Below are 25,355 nucleotides of genomic sequence, written 5' to 3' on the forward strand. Positions count from 1 at the left end.
AGCTTTTTTTCACAAAACAGTCATATTTTACGAAGCGGGTGAGTATAATCCACATCAGACGTAGATTCATCATTTTATTTTGACAAAAAAGGCAGCAGATGCTATCATTTTTATCGGGGGAATTTTCAAAATATTTTGTATACGATTCTTTTGTAAGCGTATACATGTCAAGCAAAGGGGGAAATTTAGATGATTTATGCTCAACCTGGACAGCCTGGTTCGCTCATCACGTTCAAAAAACGATATGAAAACTTTATTGGCGGCCAATGGGTGCCACCGGTAGATGGCGAGTATTTTGAGAACATTTCTCCTGTGACAGGACAGGTTTACTGTGAAGTCCCTCGCTCCAAAGCAGCCGACATTGAATTGGCATTAGACGCAGCGCATGCAGCAAAAGACGCTTGGGGACGCACATCTGTCGCCGAACGGGCGCGCATTTTAAACAAAATTGCCGACCGCATGGAAGAAAACTTAGAGATGCTTGCGGTGGCCGAAACGTGGGAAAACGGCAAACCGATTCGCGAAACGCTCGCAGCCGACATTCCTCTTGCGATTGATCATTTTCGCTATTTCGCCGGCTGCATTCGCGCTGAAGAAGGCACTTTAGCCGAACTGGATCATGATACTGTCGCTTATCATTTCAAAGAACCGCTCGGAGTCGTCGGACAAATTATTCCTTGGAACTTCCCGATTTTAATGGCCGCATGGAAACTCGCTCCTGCTCTGGCGGCTGGAAACTGCGTCGTGTTAAAACCGGCAGAACAAACACCGACATCCATCCTTGTGCTGATGGAACTTATCGCAGATCTTTTGCCAAAAGGAGTCGTTAACGTCGTCAACGGATTCGGTCTTGAAGCTGGAAAGCCGCTCGCGTCAAGCCCTCGCATTGCGAAAGTGGCGTTCACCGGCGAAACGACGACAGGGCGCTTGATTATGCAATATGCATCGCAAAACATCATCCCAGTTACGCTTGAACTCGGTGGAAAATCGCCAAACATCTTCTTTGCTGATGTCGCGGCAAAAGACGACGAATTTTTCGATAAAGCGCTCGAAGGATTTACGATGTTTGCATTAAACCAAGGCGAAGTGTGCACATGCCCGTCCCGCGCTCTCATTGAAGAATCAATTTATGACGTGTTTATGGAGCGGGCGTTAGAGCGCGTCAAACAAATTAAGCAAGGCAATCCGCTCGATACGGAAACGATGATCGGCGCGCAAGCGTCTTCTGAACAACTTGAAAAAATCTTGTCCTACATTGACATCGGCAAGCAAGAAGGAGCCGAACTTCTCATCGGCGGTGAACGCAATTTCTTAGAAGGCGAGTTAAGCGGCGGATATTACGTCAAACCAACCGTCTTTAAAGGACATAATAAAATGCGCATTTTCCAAGAGGAAATTTTCGGACCAGTCGTGTCGGTCACGACGTTCAAAGACAAAGACGAAGCGCTCGCGATCGCCAACGAAACGTTGTACGGCTTAGGCGCCGGCGTTTGGACGCGCGATATTAACACCGCTTATCGCTTCGGCCGCGGCATTCAAGCAGGACGCGTCTGGACGAACTGCTATCATGCATATCCGGCTCATGCGGCGTTTGGCGGCTACAAACTGTCCGGCATCGGCCGTGAAACGCACAAAATGATGCTTGAGCACTATCAACAGACGAAAAACTTGCTTGTCAGCTATTCGCCAAAGAAATTAGGATTCTTTTAAAATCAACAAGGCAGCGCGCAATTGCACGCTGCCTTTTTTAGAAAGGAGTGGAAATGATGCAGCCGAAAGTCATCGCCACTGATGCGGCGTTGCAGTTAATCGAAAAATTGAAGGCGAAACACGGGCCACTCATGTTTCATCAATCAGGCGGATGCTGTGACGGCAGTTCGCCGATGTGCTACCCGCAAGGAGAGTTAATCGTTGGGGATTCGGATGTGCTTCTTGGCGAAATCGGCGGCTGTCCGTTTTATATCTCCGCCGCCCAATACGAGTATTGGAAGCATACGCAGCTCATCATCGACGTCGTCCCCGGTAGAGGCGGTATGTTTTCATTAGAAGGACCGGAAGGCGTGCGTTTCCTCACCCGGTCGAAAGTGTTTGACTGACTCTCGAAAAATAGGGCGCTCGTCTCGTTTTGAATAATAAAGCAAAAGGAGAACTGGTCGTTTCGCACAGCGAATGACTAGCTCTCCTTTTCTCTTCGTTCTATGTCTTTAAGTGATGATAAGCACCTCATTTTTGTTTTTCCAATGCTTGTTGAATTAATTGTTCCATTTCCTCCCGATTCTCCGCACGATATAAGTCACGCAATAAATGATGTAGCAAATCTAAATCCGTAAGTTTTTCCACTTTTTTTTGCAGATCTTTTGACTCTAAGCCATAACGGGCATCTAAATAATCCTTAATGGCACGCTGGCTCTCAGAAGCCCTTGCTCGTTTTTCCACTTCACGAAGTACTTTTGCCATTCCTAACACCTCCACTAACTTTTCGACATATTGTTGATCAATAAACTTATCCGAAATAGCAATAATTGTAGCTAACAAACGAACTTGTTTTTCCTCATCAGCAATCCTTTTCGTTAACTCTACCGTTTCAATTGCCCGTTCAGAACGACTTACTGAGCTTCTCATCAATGGAAGAAAAATAAGATTTAATTCGTCTGTCTCTGTCAATTCTTCACCGTTTTCCACCTTCGTCCACAATTTTTGCATCATTTGATCGCCATCGTAATTGTTCATAAAGACTGCTTTCGTTTCATACTTAACGGAACCATAATTTTTGCACTCCAACGCCTCTTCTACACCAGCTCCATAAATCACGACAGTTTGAATTGGTTTTTTATACTTCTCGTACGCACTCACATCATATTGGAGAAATCGGTCTAGATCTTGTTCATTAAACGTTGTTTGAAACTCTAGATGTAAATACGTATCGTCAGCCAGTAAAAACAAGAAATCCATTCTTCGATCACTGACTGTAATCGTGGGCAATTCCGTTGCCTCAACGCGGACAATCGGCGCTGTATGAATGCCATAAAAATCCAGGGCTTTTTCTTTGAATTGATCTGTCATGCTGCGGAAGATAATGTCATAATTATTATATGCTATTGACGTCCGTTCCCCCATTTTCGTACTCCCTTTTTGTTTTTATTTTACCACATCCTCATCCTCAATTGCTCATCATGATGGCAAAGATAGATAAGAAAAGCGCAAAACGCCGGCCTATCGTCGATGAGCGCACAAGCCGGAGGCTCAGCCCAAGCAAAGCTTGGGCTTGCGTGGGATATTTCAAAGAAGCGAACTCAGTGTGTTGCCACCGCGGTGCGAGGCGGAGGCAAGCCATAGGCTTGCCTCCGACAGTCGAAAAAATGGAGAGTCTGCTTTTCCAGTAGCCATAAGTTAAACCTTCCAGTTGTATTTACATAGACAGCTGTTCAGAAATTTATACTCCCTCTTTCTTATACTATAAAAAAGAGAGCGAATCACACGCTCTCTTTCATTTTTTACGCACTTTCTTTCATTCTCCGGCTCTGTTCGGAGAGGGTGATTTTACGCAATACGAATGTTAAAACCGCTCCGCAGGCGACAAAGACAAGCCCGAACGTAAAGACGGAATGGAGCGAATCAACAAGCGACTGCTTTAAAATTGGCACGAGCGCATTTTTCATCTGCGCCGGCATGCTTGCCATCGCTTTCGGGCTTAATAATGCCGAATATAAACTTTGCGGATTGTCGTGAATCATATGCGAAAACTGATCGACCATCGCTTTCGCCTGCGGTGGAAGCGATTTTAATAGCGGCATTAACCGATCTTCCAACAACGTGCTTGACCGGTGGTTCATCACCGCTCCTAAAATCGTCATCCCGAACGTACCACCAATGGAACGGAAAAATTGGCTCGACGATGTCACCACGCCCATTTCTGATTTCGGGAACGTTTCTTGTAACACGAGCGTCAATAACGGCATGACAAGCCCGACGCCAAGCCCGAGCACAATCATATAAAGCGTTGCCGTCCACCGCGTCGTATCCGTATCCATCGTGCCAAGCAATCCTAATCCGAACGCCATAATAACCATACCAGCAATCAACTGCGTTTTTACCCCGATTTTATACACCATTCGTCCACCGACAATGCTGCCGATAATCATTGTAATCATCATTGGCGTCATAATCGTCCCCGATTGTGTTGCGCTGACGCCGACGACCCCTTGCATAAACAACGGAACGAACATAATCGCGCCAAACATGCCGACGCTCATTAAAAAGCCAATGCCGTTTAATACGACAAACGTGCGATGCTTAAATAAATGGATCGGCAACACCGGCTCCTCCGCTTTTCGTTCCACGAAGACAAACGCGGTTAAAAAGAGCGCTGACATCGCAAACAAGCCGATAATTTGCCATGATGTCCATGCGTATTTATCGCCGCCGAACGTCAACGCCAACAATAAACTGACGACGCCAACAACCATCGTAAACATACCGACAATGTCAAATTTGACCGGCCCTTTCGCTTCATGCTTACTCAAGCCCATCGCAATAAAAATCGTCGCTAAAATGCCGACAGGAAGGTTAATGTAAAATACCCATTCCCAGCTTAAATGGTCGACGATCCAGCCGCCGATTTGCGGACCTAAAATCGAGGCCAACCCGTACAAGCCGCCAAATACGCCTTGCCATTTCGCCCGTTCTTTTCCGGTAAACAAATCGCCGATAATAATCATCGCCATCGGCATCATAATCCCGCCGCCAATGCCTTGCATGCCGCGGTAAATAATGAGTTCGGTCATATTATCGGCCATGCCGCAAAGTGCCGAGCCGACCATGAAAATGATTAATCCCAATACGTAAATGATTCTCCGCCCTAATAAGTCCGCTAATTTTCCGGCAATCGGCACAACGGTCGTTGACGTGAGCATATAAGCGGTCGTCACCCACGTCATGACGCTTAACCCGCCAAGCTCCCCGACGATGCGCGGCATCGCCGTTCCGACAATCGTCCCGTCGAGCGCGCCGAACAACATCGCAATAATTAATCCGGTAATCAATAAATGGCGATGCTTAATGCTTGATTGTATCGCAATCGTTTCCGACATCTTATCGTCCCCTATCTATGATGGTGTGTCATATACTCATGAACAAGTTCCGTTAACGAAGCGACCGCCTCAGATAACGGTTGAATCCGCTGGCTTTCGATATATAAGAGAATGCCTTTCACGACATACTCCCGCGGTGTCGCTTGTTCATTGGCAAATTCTGCTTCCAACGTATCAAGCGCAGCGTGCAGCTGATGGTGCGTTTTTTTGTCCACCGCAAGCGCTGATACTTGCTCTTTCAACCGTCCAATCCCGGCGATGATTTGCGCCTTTCGTTCGTGCTGCTCTTGTTCGGCAATTTCGGTAAAACAGCGAATCGCTTCTTCTTTTAGCACCGGCTCTTCATCCGCATCAAAATGAGCGACGATCGCATCCATCCGCCGGACGATAAACCTTGCAATGGCTTCCGCACGAAACATACTGGGATCGAACATCATATAGAAGATGTATTCGCGCAATATTCCGTTTAACATGGCCGCTACATCTAAGACGTATTTTTCCACCTTTTCTCCATATATATCCATCAGCCGCTGGCAATACCAATTGAACACACGCGCTCGCTGGGCAAATAAATAGCGCTGAATATCAGCGTTAATTTTCGGGAGCTGTTCTGCCATCATCATTTGAAAAAAGTCTTTTTGCGAAACGATCCCTTCAAGTTGCATCGTTAATTGTTGCGTGAGCCATTCTTTATCCGACCAGCCCTCCGGTTTCGCATCCATAAATGGCGTCAACAGTTTTTCCAAATGATATTTGACGATCTCGAACATCAATTCTTCTTTCGACGAGAAATGGTGGTAAAACGCTCCTTTCGAAATGCCCCACGCTTCAACAATGTCTTGGATCGACGTGGCATGATACCCTTTTTCCGCAAACAATTTCATTGCCTTTTCGAGAAATTTCACTTTACGCTGCTTTGCCATTTTCGTTTCATCTCCTACATCGGGCAAATTTCATGAGCAGATGGACACGCTTTTGGCACGAACGGCCGATAAACGGACCACTTTGCGCGCGGTTTGGTCAGTTCCGCATGCACCCCGTGTTTCCGAAGCTGCTCGACGAGCCGTTTAGGCGTTTGTTTTTTACGTTCTCCCATGGAAGGCACCTCAATTCCGTCTTTATGACCAAATGGTCATAATCATTATAACCATCTTTCTAAGATTTATCAATAACTATATTAAAAAATATAATGACCGTTTAGTCATATTCAAAAAAATAAATGACCGTCCCAGCTGCTTATGCAGCGAACGGTCATCGCTTATTATTTCTCTAATGCTTGTTTTGCCAGTGCAAGCGCCCCGCAAATGCCGGCATTGTCGCCTAATCCCGGTAGGACGATATAGTCATCAATATGCTGTAAAATAGCGTCATGCTGGACGTAGCCGTTTAAGCAGTCAAGGACGTAGCGGCGAACGAGCGGCAACAACGACGGCTGATGGGCGACCCCGCCGCCGACAATCACTTGTTCTGGCGACAAAATTAAAATGTACTGGGCGATGGCTTGTCCTAAATAAAACGCTTCTAACTCCCAAACATCGGCGCGGCCGGAAAGCTCTGCTCCTTTTTTTCCCCACCGTTTTTCAATGGCAGGACCGGAGGCCATTCCTTCTAAGCAGTCGCCGTGGAATGGGCAGCTTCCGGCAAACTCGTCATTCGGATGACGGCGAATCAAAATATGCCCCATTTCTGGATGCAACAAACCGTGCACGAGCCGACCTTCGACAATCGCGCCAACGCCAATGCCCGTTCCGACGGTCATGTAAATGCAACTGTTTTTGCCCTTGGCCGCTCCCCATAACTGCTCGCCTAACGCTGCCGCATTCACATCAGTGTCAAAGCCGATCGGGACGTCAAAATGTTGCTTAGTGGCACCAACAAAGTTGAAATTCGACCAGTGCGGTTTCGGCGTGCTTGTAATATAGCCATACGTTAGACTTTGCTCATTTAAGTCGACCGGGCCAAATGTTCCGATCCCGATCGCTTCTAAGTCATAGCGTTTGAAAAAATCGATGACATGGCGCATCGTTTCTTCCGGCGTCGTTGTCGGAAACGTGACGCGCTCATGAACGTTGCCATCGCGGTCGCCGATGGCGCAAACAAATTTCGTTCCGCCTGCTTCAATTGCTCCTAAATACATGCTTCTTCCTCGCTTTCTTTCGGATCGTTACACGTTTCATTGTACCATAATTTCGGAAAGATGCGGGTGAACGATCTAAGGCCGCGATACAACAGTATGGAAAAAAATAGTGAAGCGATGTATAATAAATAGTATCATTCATTTTTTGGTCTGGAGGAACGAGATTTGCGAAGAGATGAGTTATTGCAAGCTGTCGTCGAAGTGATTCAACAGTCTGAAGCGTATGAACAACTGCATGAAAAGTATAGGAAAGAATTAGACGCCGTTGTGAATAAAGACTATTTAGCGAAAGCCATTGCGGAGAGAAAGAAGCCCACACCAAAACAACAAAGCGAAAAAACGACGGTGCTTTATCAGCTGAAAATCGTGTTAAAAGGCATCCGTCCGCCGGTCTGGCGGCGCATCGTCGTCCCGAGCCACATTACGTTCGATCAGCTACATGACATTATTCAAATTGCGATGGGCTGGGAAAACAACCATTTATACGAGTTTGAAATCAATGATACGGTCATTGACATTCCGGACGAAGAGTATGGCTTTTCGTTCGTCGGACGGCGCGAAAAGTACGATGCCCGCACCATGGAGTTGTCGAAGTTTTTGTTCAAAGAAGGCGAAAAGTTTACGTATACGTACGATTTCGGTGACAACTGGGTTCATCTTGTCACGCTCGAAAAAATCGAAACGACGACGGAGCCGTTCCGCCATCCGGTTTGCTTAAAAGGAAAGCGCGCCTGTCCGCCGGAAGACGTCGGCGGCATCTATGGCTACATGGAAGTGATGAACTTAATGGAAGGAAACGGAACAGCCGAAGAAATCGAAGAGTTTACCGAATGGTACGGTGGCCAATACGATCCGGAACATTTTGATATCGAGGAAGTAAATCAACAGCTGCGTGCGATTGTCTTTTTCTAGCTTTTACCGCTATTCCACCGGATCGGAAGCAATTGACGTAGCACAGGAGGAAAATCATGCATTTCTCACAACTTCATCATATCGCCATCCTTTGTTCCAATTATGAGCGGTCAAAGCATTTTTACACGAACGTACTCGGGTTTCGCATCCTTCACGAACAATACCGCGCCGAGCGCAGGTCGTATAAGTTGGATTTGCAGGCTGGGGAGGTACAAATTGAGCTATTTTCGTTTGAAGAGCCGCCAAAGCGGCCGAGTGAGCCAGAAGCGTGTGGGCTTAGGCATTTGGCGTTCGCTGTTGATGCGCTTGATGCGGCCATTGCCCACCTTGAACGTCATGGCATTACAGTCGAACCCGTCCGCTATGATCCCGTAACCGGAAAACGGTTTACATTTTTCCGCGACCCAGACGACTTGCCGCTCGAGCTGTACGAAACTTAACGAAAAGGAGTGATCTCATGAGGATTAAACTCGCTACGATTGGTACGAATTGGATTACGCAAGAATTTATCCGCGCTACAAAAGCGATTCCCGAGCTGACGTTAACGGCTGTCTATTCGCGCACGGAAGAAACGGCAAAAGACTTTGCGGTGAAAACGGGCGCACCGCAAACTTTTACAAGTTTAGAAGAAATGGCAAAAAGCCCGGACATCGATGCGGTATATATCGCAAGTCCCAACGCGCTTCATGCCGAGCAAGCGATCCTTTTGATGAATCACGGCAAACATGTCTTATGCGAAAAACCGTTCGCTTCCAATACAAAAGAAGTACAAACAATGATCGAAGCGGCACGGCAAAACGGAGTCGTGTTGATGGAGGCGTTGAAAACGACGCTTTTGCCAAACTTTCACACCATTCGTCAGCACTTGCCGAAAATCGGCAAAGTGCGCCGCTATTTCGCGAGCTATTGCCAATATTCGTCGCGCTATGATGCGTACAAACAAGGCATTATTTTAAACGCCTTTAATCCGGCATTTTCCAACGGCGCCTTAATGGATCTCGGCATTTATTGCCTCTATCCGCTCGTCGTTTTATTTGGCAAACCGCGTTCACTTCAAGCGAACAGCGTCATGCTTGCATCCGGCGTCGATGGCGAAGGAAGCATCGTCCTTGATTACGGGGAAATGGATGCAGTCGTCATGTATTCGAAAATTGCTAATTCGTATGTTCCAGCAGAAATTCAAGGGGAAGAAGGAAGCATCGTCATCGATGCGATCCATACGCCAACGAAAGTCGAAATTCGCTACCGCGATGGCCGGACAGAAGACATTACCGTCCCGCAGGAAGAGCATCCGATGTATTACGAAGCGCGCGAATGGGTGGATGTCATTCAAAGCGACAAGTACGAATCAGAAACAAACTCGCATGCGCATTCGCTCATCACTGCAGAAATTATGGAAGAAGCGCGAAAGCAAACCGGTATCGTGTTTCCTGCAGATCAAACAACCCTCTGCCGATAACGCAGAGGGTTATTTTACGAAGAAGAGAACACACGGCCCCGCACCTGTCTCCAACGCCGCCACGTCCACACCGCACATAAAGCGATTAACGCCCCGCATGCATCGATAAGCACATCGGAAAATAGCGCCGTCCGGCCCGGTTCAAACGATTGATGCCATTCATCCGTTGCCGCATAAACGACCGAAAAAACCCACGCGCCAATATACGCCCAACGCCGCGGAACGAGTGCTTGAAACACAAGCACCGCTAAAATGCCAAACGCTGATAAATGCGCCGATTTCCGCACGATAAAATTGAGCGGCGACGCCGTTTCCTCCCCTTCTCCTTGCGCAAACGGCCAATACGCCAGCACATGGCGAATGAGCCGTTCCGTGTTTGCTCCTGTAAAAAACGAAAACTCGCTAAAACTATAAATGACGAGGCACCAGACGACAACCAAGCCCCACCAAAACTTGTTGTTGTTCATTGCAATCTCCTACATACAATTATTTAAAATAATTATAAAATGATATTGATTTTAAAAAATAATCGTATATAATTAGACTTACATTCCACTGACGAAGGAGGGTCAAGCTATGACACCGTTCATTTGCCCGCAATGCGAACAGCCCGCCCGCCGCTTGAAACATTCCCTTTTATGCGGCTGCGGCTTCAAAATCGTCCGCACAAAAGGGAACGGGAAAAAATGACGGGGGTTACTTGCTCCGGCGAATATTCACCGTCGTGAACACGAATTTGTCGTAACGTCCATAAATACTATTGTTTCGGCCATGCCGGTGAGGAAACGATCAATTGTAGCTTTCCTTTTACAGTAAAGCGCTCAAACGGATATGGGAGGAGGAAATGGTCGCCTTTTTGAAGCACATACGTTTCGTGCTCAGTGCGAAGTTCTCCCTCTCCAGCAAGGACGCTCGCTAATAGAAAACAATCCGTTTGCTCCACTGTCCATTCTTTTTGAATCTCCCATTTTTGCACCGTAAAATACTCGTTGTCGACAAATGTCGTTATTTCCGCTCCGTCTGTTTTTGTTACGCTTTGCTCGCAGCGGACGTCTAAATGCGGAACGGTGATGACATCGAGCGCTTTGGCAAGATGTAATTCCCGCTTTTTGCCGTTTTCGTCGATGCGATCATAGTCGTACATGCGATACGTCGTATCCGAGCTTTGCTGCGTTTCGAGGACGAGCGTTCCTTCGCAAAGCGCATGCACCGTTCCGCTCGGCACGTAAAAAAAGTCGCCCGGACGAATCGGCACTTTGCGAAGCAATTCATTCCACCGGCCTTCTTCCATCATCTCTCGCAATTCTTCTTTTGTTTTCGCATGGTGGCCGTATACAAGCTCAGCACCTTCTTTGCAGTCGATAATGTACCAGCATTCCGTTTTTCCTAATTCGCCGTTTTCGTATGTACGCGCATAGTCATCGTCTGGATGCACTTGTACCGATAAATCGTCATTGGCATCTAAAATTTTCGTTAACAGCGGAAAGCGGTCAGACGGAAAATGGCCGAATAATTCCGGATGATGCTCCCATAGCTCCCCTAATGTCTTCCCTTGAAGCGGACCATTTTTGACCGTCGTCGGCCCGTTCGGATGCGCCGAAATTGCCCAACATTCTCCCGTCCGCTCTGACGGAAGGCGGTACCCAAACTGCTCTGCCAGACGAGCCCCTCCCCAAATCCGTTCTTGAAACACCGGAGCAAGAAAAAGCGGTGTGTGGTTCATGAATAGTCTCCTTTCAAATAACGGAACTTTTTTCTTATTTTACTAGAAAAATGGCGAAAAAGGCTAGAAAAAAGAACCAGCTCTTTTTCGCTGGTTCCTTTTTTGCTTATTTTAAGTTCCCCGGGACCGATTTGGATAGTCTGCCTGTGTTAGAGGCAGCGACTGGGGATACTGCTGGACGTAAAATTTTCATTGTTTCACCCCCTTCTGCGCGATGGTGCGCAATACTTGCTTAATTTTTCGCTTTTCGTACGGACATGGGCGCTCTTTCTTCCGAAGGCGGTATTGCGGACAATGGTTGCCTTGGCAAGCCGGACGGAAGAAACAGGCTTGGCACGTTTCGTCTTGCTCTTCGCCTGACGTCACCCATAGCGCTAGTTTGTCATAATCAAGTGCCATCGTGCCGTCGGCTTGCAGCCAGCCGACATGGTTATATTCTTCATTTAAGAAGCACGTGCATTTATACACTCGGCCGTTCGCCCCGATCACGAACGAATGAGGCTTTGCCGCATAACACACTGCCCCAGACGGCATAAGCATTGATTCAATCACTGCGCTCATCGCTAACCCTTGGTTCATTCCTTGTTCGGTAAACTCCCAAATTTTCCGTTCGGCGGTACGATGGTCGCAAATTGGCAAAAGATCGTCGTTTTTCCCACCCCATTTTCCGACCGGACGGCAAAACAGTTGAAAGCGGGCATCACCGGAAAAATGATGTGCGAGTTCAGTTAAAAATGGCGGAATTTGCGCAAGATTATCTTCATCAAAATTGACGCGAATATAAATCTCAAACGGCTCTTCAAGCGCTTGAATAGCTCGCAAGTTTTGTAAAATCGTTTCATATGTCGGACCGCCCGTCGCCAACACGCGGCGCGTATCGTGCATCTCTTTCATTCCGTCAAGTGTCACCATTACCCGCTTTACACCGTGTGCTAATAGGGTCTGCATCGTTTCTTTTGATAAATAATAGCCATTTGTCGATATTTCCGCTTGATACGTCACCCCGTACGCATTTGCCCAGCCGATAATTGCTTCGCTAATTTCTTCAATCACATCAAGCGCTAATAACGGCTCACCACCAAACCAGCTGACCGTCAAATGTTCTAGTTTTGGCATTTTTTTATGCAAAAACTGCTTCACCCCATCGACTATTTCCCGGCTCATCTTGCCGTGTGCAAAATCTTGGTAGCAGTAGGTACAGCGAAAATTGCACGCTTCGGTTGGCAAAATAATGAGATGCATCGCATCCGTTCGATGGAGCGTTTGATGCAAAAATTGCGCACGCCTTTTTTCATCCGTTTGTTCTGGAACAAGAAACCCGCAGTCGACAAGCGTCTGTTCGACTTCTCCTAATTCTCCGCGAACCCCTTTTCTTAACGCCGTTAACACTGCTTGTTTTTCCTCTAGCGTCACCGTTCCGATCGCGCCTGTATAGCTATTGTAAACGACTAGTTCCCCTGTCTCTGTTTCTGCAATCGCATTAAACCGCGATGGAACCCAATTCATGTTGCTTACTCTCCTTTTTTCTCATCATAATCAAAATACCTATTGTCCTTCTGTTACATCGGTCACAATCATTTTTATTGGCTCTTCACCGAAAGTTGTACTTGACTATTTCAGAACACGCCTTCTCTGTACTTATAAGGAAAAATCAGTAAATCAGATTTTTCGTACACGGCGGCTCAAGAAAATCCCCCGCTTGTCAAGTACATGTTGTGGTGATGAACCTTTTTATTGTAAAAAATGCATTCGCTTTCCATCTTCATAGTTCTTGACGATTGGATGGCTATTTTCCGACAAAAATTTGACATACAAAAAAGCTTCGCACATACTGCACGAAGCCTTTCTTATTTGAACAACACGAGCGCCACAATCGCCAATGCCAAACTGCAAGAAAAATAGACATAGCTCCTCGCTTTGTTTTGTTCTCGCATCCGAATGCTGTTCATCATCGTAATAAGCGACAATAAAAGCATCAGACTTGCCGTCGAATGATGACCGATAAATCCACGAACCATGCCGATAACCAACAAAAGCGAAAGTGCAACCATTAATAGCTTCTCTATATACTGTCGCATACTCTCCCCCTACATTTTTAAAAAACGGTATATTTTTTATTATACTATTTAAATATCCTTGCATAAATAAAAAAATATCGGTATTTTTTAATTATATTATAAGAAGTGAACGGGAATCATTGTAAAAAGGGAGGGAATGTGCATGTATGAACTGCTTTCTAAATTATACTATAAGGCACCGGAACGTTATTTAGCCGAATGGGAAAAGCGTGTAAACAGCTACGGTACGGTTCACTTGCCGCTTTCCATTAAGCCTTATAAAAGCAACGACGAATTTTCATGCTTTTACGTCAATCACCAACAACTAGACGTATTGCACGAGCAACTGATGAAACAGAGCAAACAAATTCAAGCGATTGTGCACCGCCTTCCACCGATTGCTATCCAACAATATATTCAAACAAAACTTATTGACGAACTATTAAGTACGAATGAAATTGAAGGCATTCACAGCACAAGACAAGAGATGGAAACCGTCATCGAAATTGTCGTACGAAAGGAATCGAGCAAAAAACGAAACATCCGGCACCTCAGCTTAATGAACGCTTATTTCGGCTTGTTGTCGGGCACTGTCCCGACGCTCGCAACAATCGAAGACGTTCGAACCATTTATGATCGCCTCGTTCGCGAGGAAATAAAAGCAGAAGACGCTCTCGATGGCGAATTGTTTCGTAAACAGCCTGTCGATGTCGTCACCACTACCGGCAAAATCATTCATCGAGGCGTGTATCCGGAGAAAGCCATTCAAACAAAGCTTCAGCAACTCATCCGCTTCCTCCGTGAACATCCGTCCCCGATGTTATACAAAATTGCTATTTCTCATTATTATTTCGGGTATATCCATCCGTTTTATGATGGAAACGGACGAACCGCCCGCTATATAAGCAGTATGTATTTAATAAGCGAATTAGATTTTTTAACGGCGCTCACGCTCTCGTACGCAACGAATCAACGAAGACAACTGTATTACGATGCTTTTTCCGAAGCCAACCATCCACACAATAGAGGAGAGCTTACCTTTTTTTGTGAGACATTTTTCCACATCATTGATCGAGCGCAAAACGAAGTATTAGCAGATTTAACGGAAAAAGAGCAAAAAATGGCCGCATTATATGCCTTGATGAAGAAGCTGAATATAGGAGAGGAAACGAAAAAAAACATCATGTTTTTCTTAGGGCAAAGCTATATTTTCGGTATCCCTGGAAAAGGACTGACGAAAAAAGAGCTTCTCTCCTTGACCGGAAAAACCGAATATATCGTTCGGAAAGCGTTAGACGAGCTCCACCAAGCCGGCTGGATTTCGTTCCGTAAGCGAAAACCGATGGAAATCACCCTTAGCGAAACGTTAACGAACCAATTCCATTAGCAAAAACGTTAGTATTTCACCTCATTCACGAATGATGGAGGCAAATTACCCGCTTGCCTCCGTCAACAAGTTTTTTCCTATTTTCCGCTCGAACAACCGGCAAAGGACGTCCGCCGAAATCGAAGGCAGTCCCGGTTGCGGCCGAGCAAAGACGTATCCTTGACCGAGCGATACGCCAAGCGCAGTGACAGCTTCTAGTTCCGCGAATGTTTCGATTCCTTCGGCAACTAGTTGGCAGCCGATTTTTCGCGCAAATACTGCCATCGTCTCGAGCAAAATCGCTTTTATGTCATCGCGATCAACTCCGCGAATAATCGAGCGGTCGATTTTAATATAATCCGGGCGCAATTCCGCGATCGCTTGCAGCGACGAATACCCCGCCCCCGCATCATCAATCGCAATTTTATACCCTTGGCAGCGATAATGGCTTAACGCCTGTTTAAATGCGGCAAAGTCCGTAATCGACTGGCGCTCGGTAATTTCAAAGACGATTTGCTCTGTGGTTAATCCGTGTTCTTTCAATAACGCTAACGTCTGTCCCGGCGTAAACTGCGGATCGTAAATAACGTTGGCGTTCAAATTAATAAATAGCTTCCATCCCGGATTCGCCCGCGCAAACCCTTCTACCGCCCGCTTCCGTGCCAACGTTTCAAGCGCATACAGCCGCTTTTCTCGTTCCGCCATTGCCCATAATTGGTCTGGCATCGCCAATTCGCTTGATGCTGGACCGCGCGCCAACGCTTCGTAGCCATAAATGCGCCCGTCGGAAAGCGACACAATCGGCTGATAATATGCTGTGAGCTTTCCTGTTGCTAAAATCGAATAAAACTCTTCTTGCTGCGTCAACTCACCACACTTCCTTTCCCTCGCCGCACTTTGTTTGACTATTATAACATAGTAAAGTTACGGAAATGTAAACAAACGGTAAAAGAAAAGTAAAGGTGGCGAGTTCACAATAGCACACTAGGCTTCTCTTGTTATTACCTACACCCCCTCCCAATTCATGAAACCGTGACAAACATCGTCTGTTTTGCTACACTGAAAGAAACAGTTGCTTGTAGTTGACAAGGAGGGAAAAGAAATGAATTCGGTTGTTTATCCATCGCGAAGTCCTGTGGCGAAGCTAGCCGTTGCCTTTTTCGCCGCATTAGTAGTAGCGACAGGCGGTTTATATGTGGGGCAATTCATTTCCGCTGCTTGGTATTTGCCGCTTTCTATCCTTGAAATCGTTTTGTTGCTTGTGATGATTTTTGCTCGCCGCCAAAAAGCGGTTGGCTATTCGCTTATGTTTGCGTTTATGTTCGTTTCGGGCGCAACGTTAGCTCCCGTCATCGACCGCTACATTTCCATTATTGGGGCTGACGCTGTCTTTAAAGCATTTGCTTTAGCGGTCATTTCGTTTTCCGGCGTCGCTCTTTACGCGGCAAAAACGAAAGAAGATTTTTCGTTCCTCGGTGGCTTTCTGATGCTTGGATTGTTCGCACTGCTTGGTTTATTCATCATCCAATGGTTTATTCCGTTTTCGAGCGTCGGGCAAATGGGAATTGCCGCGTTAGGCATTTTGCTTTTCCTTGGCTTTACGATTTACGACATTAACCGCCTCGTTCGCTACGGGTTTAGCGAAGCGGACATTCCAATGATTGTCGTCAACATCTACCTCGACTTCATTAACTTATTCGTCTACATTTTACGCTTTTTCGCAAGCGACGAAGACTAACCGCCTGCTTTTTGTAGGCGGTTTTTCCATGTGGGCAACGGCTAACAGCTGAAAACAAACTATATATTCCCTTTTTCTGCTAATCTCGAAAACTCCAAGGCGTAATACCGTATAAAAAACGAAAAACGTGTCTATAACTATAGAAAAAACGCCAAGGAGGAAAAGGGTATGACGACCGCATGGGAAGCGTTAAAAAAGGGGACGAACCTATCAGATGATGAAACATTGCCTACATCGCTTCGGCACGAAATGGAGCAAGTGTTAAAAGGAGAGAAGCAAACAGAAGCAGTTTATCAATTAAAAATCGAGCTATGTGATATTCATCCGCCAATTTGGCGACGTGTACTCGTACCAAGCACGATTTCGTTCCATCAGCTTCACCTCGTCATCCAACAAGCGATGGGGTGGTTGAACGATCATTTATACGAATTCGAAACAAAAGATGCCATCGTTGATATCCCGCATCCCGACGATGCGTTTATTCCATTTCCAAAAAGAAAGCTTGATGCACAGCGAACGCTAGTGAAAGAGCATCTACGCAAAGAAAAACAGAAAATCATCTATACGTATGACTTCGGGGACGACTGGAAACATACGATTACGCTCGAAAAAATCGAAAAAACAGCAGAACCGTTAACCCACCCTCTTTGTCTAACAGGAAAACGAGCATGCCCGCCAGAAGATATCGGTGGCAGTTGGGGCTACGAAGAAACGCTCGCGATGCTTCAAGACGACACACGAAAAGAAGAAATCGAAGAATTTTTCGATTGGTACGGCGGAACGTTTGATCCGGAATATTTCGATCTTGAGGAAGCAAATAAACGGCTTTCCATTGTAGTTTTTGCTTGAACTAGGGGAGATGCAGTATATACGTGCGCATATACGGTTATAACAAAGGGTGCCCCGTTACTTTTGGGACACCCCCTTTTTCGTCATAAAAGTGCTTCGTTCATGTATAGAGCTGCGTCTTCTGGAAAGACGTTTGTGATTCGACCGATGACGTACGCTCCATTCTCATTTCTTCTTAACGAACATTCGATAAACATTCCTTTTTTCATTCGGGCACGTAACGGTGGCTGAGTCGTTATCGTATATATATCGTTTGTCTCAACCGCGCGCAACGTCGTCGTATGAGAAGAAATGGAAACAACTTGAAACATTTTCTCCTCACCTGCTAGGCGCCATAACGCCTGCCACCCTATATTCTGTCTTTCCCAATATGGATGGTACATATCTAGCAAGCGAATCGCTTCATATATTCGCTCTTCTACTTGCTTTACAATGTGCCACACATATTGTGCATGGTTTGTTCCATATTTATCATCAAGCCATTTGGCGAACGCTTTGCATGTTGAGAGGAATCGCTTTGCTTGCTGGAGACTTAAATCACGATATGTGTTCAAATAAAAATAGACGATACACTCATGCCAATCGCTCTCACGCACTTCTTCCCATGACGAATAATGCTTCGTTTTGAAATAATCAGCAAGTATAGTAACACCTACTTTATATTTTTGCTTCGTTTCCGCAGACTTTCCTGTTGTTTTTTCTTCATAAAACGCACTCAAATCGTTGCCGAAAAAACGAACAGTCCAATCAAACGGCGTGAATAACTGAGCATTGCCTTCCTGCTCCCCTAATGGGGTTAATGTATACATCCGGCTTTCGCGCTCTTCTCCTAACCACACAAATGGCGAAGGAGGAAGCCTTAGACTACGCCGAATGGAATTATAATCTGGGGTAATTGGCTTTGTCCGAGAAGAAAAAGCAGTAAAACTTGCATACTCTCGCTCGCGTAGCCATTGCTCCACACGATCCTTCTCCCCCATCTCAAGCCATTCCATCGGTGTTTTTCCATCGAGTATCGGGCGATGTAACTGTTCATAGGCAAGCACCATTTCTTGTGCAATTGCCCCCATCGAAGGAGGCACAGGCTGTTCGACATGAACAGCATATGTCGCAAGCCCAACATGTTCCGGCATATCGATTTCCTCTACCGTTTCTTTTACCAATGGAATATTCATTTCTTTCATCAACTGTTGAAATTCTGCAGTTTTTTCTAAGTGCATCGATTGAAACAAAAGCTCATTCTTTTCAATGTCCATATATCCAAACACTTCACGAATATAAACAGGACCGTCTAGCGCATTATCTTCGTACTTTACTTCCGGTCCAACAAAGCTGAGCTGAATGTATTCATTTGTTTGATCATCAATGATGATCACATTTTTTTCAAGCAAAGAATGAATGAAGCGTTGCACATCCTTCACATCATAATGCAACATCACCTTCTTTTTCTTCACCATTTTTCCTGAAGGTGGCTCACCAATCAACTCATCAAGAATAGGTAAAAAATATTCAAACGCGACTTGCTCGTACGGCTTTTTTGTTTCCACTAATAGCTGGCGTATTCGTTCATACGCCCTCTCCACACCCTTAGGACCTTCGATAAATGCCAAACCGTGAACATAATACCTTTCGCCAAACATTTCAATCAAGCTAAACATTCCGCCCCACGGAATAGCCTCGTACAGCGTTTCACAAAACGGCATAAACAACCGCTCACACGTAAAACGGTCTTCTACAATGACCCCATCATCTTTTTTATCGACAATTTGTACAAGCCGTGGTACAAGCGTAAGCCATGTTTCAATTAACTCACGTTCTTCTTTCTTTAATTTTTCTTTATACGCTTCATAAAACCATTCCAATCCGTTTAACCCGTTTTTATAACAATAAAACTTCACGCACCAAACAGGAAAAAAATATTCTAGCCGCTCTTTGTTTTTTAACGATTGCAACTCACGATCGAACGCTTGTTTCACCGCATGATGCTCCGAAAAAGACAATTGTTCCAGCAAAAATTCTCGGATTCTCATAATCAAGTCTGTTTTTAACTGAAAAAACCGCTCTTCTCGCATGCGGGCAATCTCAATCACACTATCTTTTCGCATACAACACTTTTTATACTTTTTTCCACTTCCGCAAGGGCATAAATCATTACGACCAATAAGCATAACACAACCCCTTCTTCATCTATAATCTCCCTTTTATGTTATCACAATTTCACACATTTTAATCCATTGTGGTAGACATGAAAAAACAGAGAGCCTTTCAACTATCTGTTTCTGCAAATCTCGGCAAACCTTGGGGTGTGGCAGACGCCAATCCCATTCTCTACATTAAATGCACAATTTCTATATCCGAATAAAATTTTTGCAAGTACTCAGCCAATAAACGGCGATGGCAGTGATGTGGGGCATGTTCACTACACAACAGACAAACTGTTTTCTTTGCTATTAAATCTTGGTGGTACTGTTCTACATTCCTCATCTTCAATAAATCTGTATATTTCTTCTCATAATCTCCCCAAGTCATCTCCTTGTTTTTATACGCTTTGAGAATTTCCTCCGTCGGAGCAAGAAGGGGATCGTGAATATAATCAATACCTAATATTCCTAAAATAAACGCTAAATCGTCTTTTTTAGCGTATCCTGACAATTGCGACGTATTATGCAACCGTGTATCAATAACTACCTGAACATTTTCTCGTTTTAAAAGTTCCACAAACGTTCGCAATGGTTTCTTTGCAAACCCAATTGTGCAAATTTTCGCTTTCATTTTTCCACTCACCTAAAACAAACTTAGCTGCTCTGTTTTAATGGGATTTAACTCCACTGCTTCAACTCCATATGGCTTAAAAAACTCCCCTACTAAACGGCGATGGCAATAACGATGATCTGTACAAAAACAAAGGAGCACAATGTCTTTTCCTAGGAGCAATTTTTTATAAATATCTCGGAGTGACTTTAATTTTTCCTCTTCTCTTAGTTCTGAAAGGAAAGCCATTTCATATAATGACCACCATTGGTTTGGTCGTTTCCCTTTCCATTCCCTTAAATAACGCTCAAACAACTGAGGAGAAGGTGACAAGCTACGAACAATAATAGCACCCTTTATATCATGGCCGGCACGTGTAATTTGCCATATTTCCGCATGAGGGGGTGCAAATTTTAATCCTTCGATATTCGAGGTATATAACTTTCCCTTTGGTTTTCTCATCCACCTTTCCTCCTTCCTTTTACATTAAGTATACCATTAAGCGAGCGTAAATATCCATTTCCATTATGGATATTGCGACGGGTAATTAACAAAGGGATTTGTGATAATGCTAATAACCATTGGATATTCACTCATAATCCCTTTATTGGGTTCTTTTCTCGCCAACCCAATGCACAAATATAAATTTTGAAGCCCTTTAAAGGAGATAGAGCGATAAGAACGAAAAATGGAACGCCACTTTAAATCCGTTACAGGATAGCCTTCTTTAGAGGTATTGTTACAATATTCTCTGCCATGCATTGTAAAGCAAACACGATTCTCTCCATCTATTTTCCGGATATCATCCACTTTGATCAAACATAGCGATCGTGCACATTCTTGCCAAACGAGCCGTATCATTTGTATAATAGAAGCAGATATTTCATAAAATAAAAAAGACTGAGCGCTGCGAACGCTCAGCCGAAGCAACTACATGCCGCAAGAAGAGCGGCTGACCCAATTGAATCAGAGATTACCGAAAAGGAGTAACCGTCTTAATCCATTGGTCGTGGGGGAGCGGTTACTTCTTTTTGTTTATATAGACGACCATCGTGACGATCAATGTCAGCATTCCTATCAGTACTAGACTGAATTGAGCAACTAAGCTTAATGCTTCGTATGTCGTCATTTTCCCACCTCCCTCCATTGGGGAAGTGGTCAATCGCCCACCCTGCTTATGTAGTTGCTACTACTGCGATTGTAACATGTCCGTATGCTTTTTTCTACAAATCTAGGCAATATGTTTTAAACGTAACCGCTGTACCGAGCCTATAAGAAGATTCCATCATTTTTTTAGACAAAATCTCATTCTTGACAAACTCCAAATATTTTTTCTTCTGTTCTTCTTTCGTACCTGAGAAACATTGCAATAGCGCGTCGATATTCATAAATGGGGGCGTGTATGTTTGCGGTTGCTTATATAAATAAAAACTACTCCAGCGATAATGTTCGGGGAGATGAGCAATACGGGCCTCAACAGGATTGAGGTGAATGTAGCGGCTCACTTCCAACATGCCTTTTTCATCATCAACGGGCTTGCTGAAATAGCGTTTTTCAAACACATGTCCGGTCAAGCAATAGCGCGTATTGTAATAATTCGCATATCGCTTGTTGATAAGCGCCATTACTTTGGAGATAGATTGGTGCTGCGAGTGCAGCTGCAAGTGAAAATGGTTTGTCATAAGGCAATATGAAGCGATTTCAAATGGAATTTTTTCATGAAGCTGTTCGAGGATGCGAAAAAACGCCAGAAAATCATTCGGTTCGTTAAACAGCGGATCGCGCCGATTTCCACGGCATACGATATGGTAAAACAAATGCGGCACCCATATCCGCCTTGCTCGTCCCATTCTTTTCACCTCGCATATGAGTTGTCACATGTTTCTTCGACAAAAACAAACAAACTCCTGCACCCAAATAAATATTTCCGCGAATAAACGCAAAAAACAGAGAGCCAATCTATGACCCTCTGTTTCTACAAATCTCGACATACATCGGGGCGTGACAGTGGACGTTGCCCTTATCTTGCCAAACGTGGCGTATCATTTGTATAATAAAAGCAGGTATTTCATAAAATAAAAAAGACTGAGCGCTCGGAACGCTCAGCCGAGGCAACTACATGCCGCAAGAAGAGCGGCTGGCCCTAATGTAATATTTACAAAAAGAAGTAACTACCCTGCATTCTTTGGCCAAGAGCGGAGGGAGGTTACTTCTTTCTTCTGTCGGTGACAAGAGCGATTACTGCCACGATAGCTGTTAACGCCGTAGCTAAGAAAATGCCAAATTGAAAGAGTATATTTATTGCTTCGTACGTCACCATGTAAAACACCCCCTTTCTTACAGGGAGTGCCAACCATCCCATCCGCTTCATGCAGCTGCTACTGCGATTGTAACACGTTCAGATGCTTTTTTCTACAAATCTAAGCACTATGTTTCAGACATATAAAAAATAGCCCCCTTTTGGGACTTATTCCGATGCTTTGAACTTTAACCCGATAATCTCTTTTTCATGTTTTAACAATTTGTCGATCATCGCGTCTGTTTTATGTTGAAGCTGTTTCAAAGACAAATCAACAAATTGCTTAAAACCGATCAATTCGGCATGGATGAACGTTTCATGATATTTTCCTGCCCGCATTTCTTCAATTTGTTCTTGTATTCGTTCAAAACGATTGAGCTGCTCATAAATCGGCTGCAATTCTTCTTTCAACACGGAACGAAGCAACTCTTTTAACTCTTGGCTCATCGCTCACACCTCCTCACCCTTTGTTCCATTATAGCACATTTATCCAAAAGTGATAAATAAGAACATTTAGGTGTGAACGTCATTTTTCATGCGAACCGACATCAGCGAATAAACTATAAGCCGATGCGCATAAAAAATAGCCCCCTTTTGGGACTTAGTTTGGCAACCGGCTTTTTAAATTTAAAATTTCTTTTTCATGTTCAATCATCATGTCGTACATAATATCCGACCGTCTCTCTAAATAAGAAACGGTTAAATCGATCGATTTTTTCATATAAGTCAAATCGTTCAACATTAATGCTTGATTGTTTTTCGAAATGCGCAGTTCTTCGAGGATCTTTTCTTGCGTCCGTTCCACGTTTCCGAGCGATTGCTTCATGTCGGCCATCTCGTTTTCTAGTTTTTGTTGGCCGATTTGAAGTTTGGCCACGTCTTGTTGTAATGCCTGCTGACCTGCTTGCAGCTGCGTGACATCTTTCTGGATTTGAGCTACTGTACTCTCTAGTGCACGTTGACCTGCTTGTAGCTCTGCCACGTCTTGTTGTAATGCACGTTGGCCTGCTTGCAGTTGCGCTACGTCTTGTTGAATTTGGGCGACGCTCGCTTCTAACGCTTTCTGGCCCCGTTGTAGCTCTTGCTGGGTCCGCTCTACACGATCCAATCGTTCGTGAACCGGCTGCAACTCTTCCTTCAACACGGAGCGAAGCAAATCCTTTAATTCTTGGCTCATCCCCCACACCTCCTTTGCCATTCATTATAGCATGTCTCAAAAAGATAATGAACAAAAAAGAGATGAGAACCGTGCATCTAACCCGCCCTCACACCATCGACGACTGGCGTCTAAAGTGGCCGGACCGTCATCGTCCCCACCCACAGCATAGCCGAGTACTCCCATTGATAACGGTAAGAAGACAGCACCGAAAAGTGAAGCCGAGCTACCAGCAGAAGCCGGTGCTAGACATCACTTCAAAATTTTATACTTTCTTAATTCTTATAAAAAAACCGGCCCACTCTAGGCAAGCCGGTCTTTTGTGCTTATTCGTCTTTATTGTCTTTATCATTCATATCTTTCGGATCTTCCACCGGGTCTTCGCGGTCCGGTTGGTTGTCGTTTTCGTCATCGCCAGGGCCGTTGTTCGTATCGTCGCCAGGCGGCAAGTTTTTGTTCAAGTTGTCATTGGCATCGTTGCCGTTAAGGTTGTTTCGGTTCGTAGCGTCATCTCGTTGGTTGACATCGTCCGACGGATTGACGTCCGTATCGTTCATGTCGTTGTTTTGATTCGTCGTTGGCGGCGGCGGATTTTGGTTATCGCGATTGAAGTTGCATCCTGAAGCAAGCAGCATCGCGACAAACACACTGAATAACCGGATAAATAAAGCTTTTTTCTTCATTTGCAAATCTCCTTTCTGAATATAGATGGTCTTTGCTTAGCTTCTCCAGAAAGGGTCTTTTCATGCATAAAACATCCTCTTTCCTTCACCCGGAAAGAGGATTTTTGTTACGCGTCTTTCTTTTCGCCGAGGGCAAACATGATTTCGGTTTCGCAGACGAGTTCGCCGTCGACCGTGGCGATGCCTTTGCCTTTGCCGATCGGGCCTTTCGCGCGAATGATTTCGACTTCTAAGCGAAGCTGGTCGCCCGGTTTCACTTGTTTTTTGAAGCGGCAGTTGTCAATGCCGGTGAAAAAGGCGAGGCGGCCGCGGTTTTCTTCTTTCATCAGCATCGCTACCGCCCCGACTTGCGCCAATGCTTCGACGATTAACACGCCCGGCATGACCGGATATTCCGGAAAATGGCCGACGAAAAATTGCTCGTTGGCGCTGACGTTTTTCAGTCCGACGGCGCGCTTTCCTTCTTCGACTTCTAATATACGGTCGACTAATAAAAACGGATAACGGTGTGGAATAATATTTTGAATTTGCTGGATATCAAGCATATGTATAACCTCCTTTTCTTTTCTCGATCCACCGTCATGTGATATAATAGAAAGACGGGGGAGGTGAAACAGTTGGAACAGTTGTTGCTTCAATTGATGAACGAGATGCGCGCGTTTCGTACAGAAGTCAACGAGCGGCTCACCCAGCTTGAAAACGGCTTGCAGCAAGTCAACGGGCGGCTTGATCATGTGGAATCGAACTTGCAGCAAGTCAACGGACGGCTCGATCATGTAGAATCAAACTTGCAGCAAGTCAACGAGCGGCTCGATCATGTAGAATCGAACTTGCAGCAAGTCAATGGGCGGCTCGATCATGTGGAAACGAACTTGCAGCAAGTCAACGAGCGGCTCGATCATGTGGAAACAGAATTAAAAGAAGTCAAACAAGGACAAGCAGAAATGAAAGAGCTGCTTAAACATCATACGACATTAACGATTGAAACCCTTACGAATATGAGAAAAGAGATACGAACCATTACAAACGATATGCAGGCAGATGTCAATCTTCTGTTTCGCGAAGTCGAAACCGTCAAAAGACAAGTCAATAAAGTCGAGCAGCGGCTTGCTAATTAAAGTGTATCCAGCGAAAA

Annotated in this window: 29 protein-coding genes; 9 read left to right on the top strand and 20 right to left on the bottom strand. The window is 45.0% G+C overall.

Annotation, left to right across the window (positions count from 1 at the left end; genetic code table 11):
* The first annotated feature begins 189 nt into the window (after nt 1-189).
* Entirely contained in the window at nt 190-1,710 is a 1,521-nt protein-coding gene (gene adh / locus M4I42_RS00075) for an aldehyde dehydrogenase (RefSeq protein ID WP_268850243.1), read from the top strand.
* Between the two features lie 56 nt (nt 1,711-1,766).
* Nucleotides 1,767-2,096, top strand: a complete 330-nt coding sequence (locus tag M4I42_RS00080; RefSeq protein WP_268850244.1) for a DUF779 domain-containing protein — start codon at nt 1,767-1,769, stop codon at nt 2,094-2,096.
* Nucleotides 2,097-2,223: 127 nt separating this feature from the next.
* On the opposite strand, the gene M4I42_RS00085 is transcribed toward M4I42_RS00080, so the two are convergent.
* The 5 genes from M4I42_RS00085 to M4I42_RS00105 form a co-directional block, all read right to left on the bottom strand.
* The gene (locus M4I42_RS00085; protein WP_268850245.1) at nt 2,224-3,117 is read right to left on the bottom strand and encodes a hypothetical protein; all 894 of its coding nucleotides are present in this window, start codon (nt 3,115-3,117) and stop codon (nt 2,224-2,226) included.
* A 377-nt stretch (nt 3,118-3,494) separates the two neighbouring features.
* Nucleotides 3,495-5,090, bottom strand: a complete 1,596-nt coding sequence (locus M4I42_RS00090; RefSeq protein ID WP_268850246.1) for an MDR family MFS transporter — start codon at nt 5,088-5,090, stop codon at nt 3,495-3,497.
* Nucleotides 5,091-5,101: 11 nt separating this feature from the next.
* Nucleotides 5,102-6,013 carry a TetR/AcrR family transcriptional regulator gene (locus M4I42_RS00095; protein WP_268850247.1) on the bottom strand — a complete coding sequence of 304 codons (912 nt, stop codon included), beginning with the start codon at nt 6,011-6,013 and terminating at the stop codon, nt 5,102-5,104.
* Between the two features lie 14 nt (nt 6,014-6,027).
* Nucleotides 6,028-6,186: a hypothetical protein gene (locus tag M4I42_RS00100; protein WP_268850248.1), complete on the bottom strand. Its 159-nt coding sequence runs from the start codon at nt 6,184-6,186 to the stop codon at nt 6,028-6,030.
* A gap of 165 nt (nt 6,187-6,351) precedes the next feature.
* The gene (locus tag M4I42_RS00105) at nt 6,352-7,227 is read right to left on the bottom strand and encodes an ROK family protein (protein WP_268850249.1); all 876 of its coding nucleotides are present in this window, start codon (nt 7,225-7,227) and stop codon (nt 6,352-6,354) included.
* 165 nt (nt 7,228-7,392) lie between these two features.
* Between M4I42_RS00105 and M4I42_RS00110 the strand changes: the two genes are divergently transcribed.
* From M4I42_RS00110 to M4I42_RS00120, 3 genes are read left to right on the top strand one after another with little or no spacing between them, the layout of a single operon-like run.
* The gene (locus M4I42_RS00110; protein WP_268850250.1) at nt 7,393-8,139 is read left to right on the top strand and encodes a plasmid pRiA4b ORF-3 family protein; all 747 of its coding nucleotides are present in this window, start codon (nt 7,393-7,395) and stop codon (nt 8,137-8,139) included.
* Nucleotides 8,140-8,195: 56 nt separating this feature from the next.
* The gene (gene gloA2 / locus M4I42_RS00115; protein ID WP_268850251.1) at nt 8,196-8,579 is read left to right on the top strand and encodes an SMU1112c/YaeR family gloxylase I-like metalloprotein; all 384 of its coding nucleotides are present in this window, start codon (nt 8,196-8,198) and stop codon (nt 8,577-8,579) included.
* A gap of 17 nt (nt 8,580-8,596) precedes the next feature.
* Nucleotides 8,597-9,598, top strand: coding sequence for a Gfo/Idh/MocA family protein (locus M4I42_RS00120; protein ID WP_268850252.1), 1,002 nt, complete (start codon nt 8,597-8,599; stop codon nt 9,596-9,598).
* A gap of 14 nt (nt 9,599-9,612) precedes the next feature.
* On the opposite strand, the gene M4I42_RS00125 is transcribed toward M4I42_RS00120, so the two are convergent.
* The 4 genes from M4I42_RS00125 to M4I42_RS00140 all read right to left on the bottom strand — a co-directional run bounded on the left by M4I42_RS00125 (nt 9,613) and on the right by M4I42_RS00140 (nt 13,399).
* Nucleotides 9,613-10,065 carry a VanZ family protein gene (locus M4I42_RS00125; protein WP_268850253.1) on the bottom strand — a complete coding sequence of 151 codons (453 nt, stop codon included), beginning with the start codon at nt 10,063-10,065 and terminating at the stop codon, nt 9,613-9,615.
* Between the two features lie 290 nt (nt 10,066-10,355).
* Complete coding sequence (gene manA / locus M4I42_RS00130) at nt 10,356-11,321, bottom strand: mannose-6-phosphate isomerase, class I (RefSeq protein ID WP_268850254.1); 966 nt, start codon at nt 11,319-11,321, stop codon at nt 10,356-10,358.
* Nucleotides 11,322-11,510: 189 nt separating this feature from the next.
* On the bottom strand, nt 11,511-12,827 hold the full coding sequence (locus M4I42_RS00135; RefSeq protein ID WP_268850255.1) for a radical SAM/SPASM domain-containing protein: 1,317 nt from the start codon (nt 12,825-12,827) through the stop codon (nt 11,511-11,513).
* Nucleotides 12,828-13,168: 341 nt separating this feature from the next.
* Complete coding sequence (locus M4I42_RS00140) at nt 13,169-13,399, bottom strand: hypothetical protein (RefSeq protein WP_268850256.1); 231 nt, start codon at nt 13,397-13,399, stop codon at nt 13,169-13,171.
* 142 nt (nt 13,400-13,541) lie between these two features.
* Here M4I42_RS00140 and M4I42_RS00145 point away from each other — a divergent pair, with 142 nt between their 5' ends.
* Nucleotides 13,542-14,765, top strand: a complete 1,224-nt coding sequence (locus M4I42_RS00145; RefSeq protein ID WP_268850257.1) for a Fic family protein — start codon at nt 13,542-13,544, stop codon at nt 14,763-14,765.
* 45 nt (nt 14,766-14,810) lie between these two features.
* Here M4I42_RS00145 and M4I42_RS00150 read toward each other — a convergent pair whose 3' ends face one another.
* Complete coding sequence (locus M4I42_RS00150; RefSeq protein ID WP_268850258.1) at nt 14,811-15,611, bottom strand: EAL domain-containing protein; 801 nt, start codon at nt 15,609-15,611, stop codon at nt 14,811-14,813.
* A gap of 235 nt (nt 15,612-15,846) precedes the next feature.
* On the opposite strand from M4I42_RS00150, the gene M4I42_RS00155 reads away from it, so the two are divergent.
* Together M4I42_RS00155 and M4I42_RS00160 are read left to right on the top strand one after the other, a co-directional pair.
* Nucleotides 15,847-16,482 carry a Bax inhibitor-1/YccA family protein gene (locus M4I42_RS00155; RefSeq protein ID WP_268850259.1) on the top strand — a complete coding sequence of 212 codons (636 nt, stop codon included), beginning with the start codon at nt 15,847-15,849 and terminating at the stop codon, nt 16,480-16,482.
* A gap of 168 nt (nt 16,483-16,650) precedes the next feature.
* Complete coding sequence (locus M4I42_RS00160) at nt 16,651-17,331, top strand: plasmid pRiA4b ORF-3 family protein (protein ID WP_268850260.1); 681 nt, start codon at nt 16,651-16,653, stop codon at nt 17,329-17,331.
* Nucleotides 17,332-17,414: 83 nt separating this feature from the next.
* On the opposite strand, the gene M4I42_RS00165 is transcribed toward M4I42_RS00160, so the two are convergent.
* The 10 genes from M4I42_RS00165 to fabZ form a co-directional block, all read right to left on the bottom strand.
* On the bottom strand, nt 17,415-19,499 hold the full coding sequence (locus M4I42_RS00165; RefSeq protein WP_268850261.1) for a YecA family protein: 2,085 nt from the start codon (nt 19,497-19,499) through the stop codon (nt 17,415-17,417).
* Between the two features lie 160 nt (nt 19,500-19,659).
* Nucleotides 19,660-20,103, bottom strand: coding sequence for a DUF488 domain-containing protein (locus tag M4I42_RS00170; RefSeq protein ID WP_268850262.1), 444 nt, complete (start codon nt 20,101-20,103; stop codon nt 19,660-19,662).
* A gap of 12 nt (nt 20,104-20,115) precedes the next feature.
* Nucleotides 20,116-20,544: a DUF488 family protein, N3 subclade gene (locus M4I42_RS00175; protein WP_268850263.1), complete on the bottom strand. Its 429-nt coding sequence runs from the start codon at nt 20,542-20,544 to the stop codon at nt 20,116-20,118.
* A gap of 559 nt (nt 20,545-21,103) precedes the next feature.
* Entirely contained in the window at nt 21,104-21,211 is a 108-nt protein-coding gene (locus M4I42_RS00180; protein ID WP_237811398.1) for a putative holin-like toxin, read from the bottom strand.
* Between the two features lie 94 nt (nt 21,212-21,305).
* Nucleotides 21,306-21,932: a transposase gene (locus tag M4I42_RS00185; protein ID WP_268850264.1), complete on the bottom strand. Its 627-nt coding sequence runs from the start codon at nt 21,930-21,932 to the stop codon at nt 21,306-21,308.
* A gap of 356 nt (nt 21,933-22,288) precedes the next feature.
* Nucleotides 22,289-22,402 carry a putative holin-like toxin gene (locus M4I42_RS00190; RefSeq protein ID WP_229706100.1) on the bottom strand — a complete coding sequence of 38 codons (114 nt, stop codon included), beginning with the start codon at nt 22,400-22,402 and terminating at the stop codon, nt 22,289-22,291.
* A gap of 147 nt (nt 22,403-22,549) precedes the next feature.
* Complete coding sequence (locus tag M4I42_RS00195; protein WP_268850265.1) at nt 22,550-22,828, bottom strand: hypothetical protein; 279 nt, start codon at nt 22,826-22,828, stop codon at nt 22,550-22,552.
* Nucleotides 22,829-22,982: 154 nt separating this feature from the next.
* A complete protein-coding gene (locus tag M4I42_RS00200) occupies nt 22,983-23,558 on the bottom strand; it encodes a hypothetical protein (protein WP_268850266.1) in 576 nt (191 codons plus the stop codon).
* A 305-nt stretch (nt 23,559-23,863) separates the two neighbouring features.
* Nucleotides 23,864-24,220 carry a hypothetical protein gene (locus tag M4I42_RS00205; RefSeq protein ID WP_268850267.1) on the bottom strand — a complete coding sequence of 119 codons (357 nt, stop codon included), beginning with the start codon at nt 24,218-24,220 and terminating at the stop codon, nt 23,864-23,866.
* A gap of 107 nt (nt 24,221-24,327) precedes the next feature.
* Nucleotides 24,328-24,765: a 3-hydroxyacyl-ACP dehydratase FabZ gene (fabZ, locus tag M4I42_RS00210; protein WP_268850268.1), complete on the bottom strand. Its 438-nt coding sequence runs from the start codon at nt 24,763-24,765 to the stop codon at nt 24,328-24,330.
* 72 nt (nt 24,766-24,837) lie between these two features.
* Between fabZ and M4I42_RS00215 the strand changes: the two genes are divergently transcribed.
* On the top strand, nt 24,838-25,338 hold the full coding sequence (locus tag M4I42_RS00215; RefSeq protein WP_268850269.1) for a hypothetical protein: 501 nt from the start codon (nt 24,838-24,840) through the stop codon (nt 25,336-25,338).
* Nucleotides 25,339-25,355: the final 17 nt, after the last annotated feature.

This window comes from Anoxybacillus sp. J5B_2022 (assembly GCF_026847645.1).
In the GTDB taxonomy this organism is placed as follows: domain Bacteria; phylum Bacillota; class Bacilli; order Bacillales; family Anoxybacillaceae; genus Anoxybacteroides.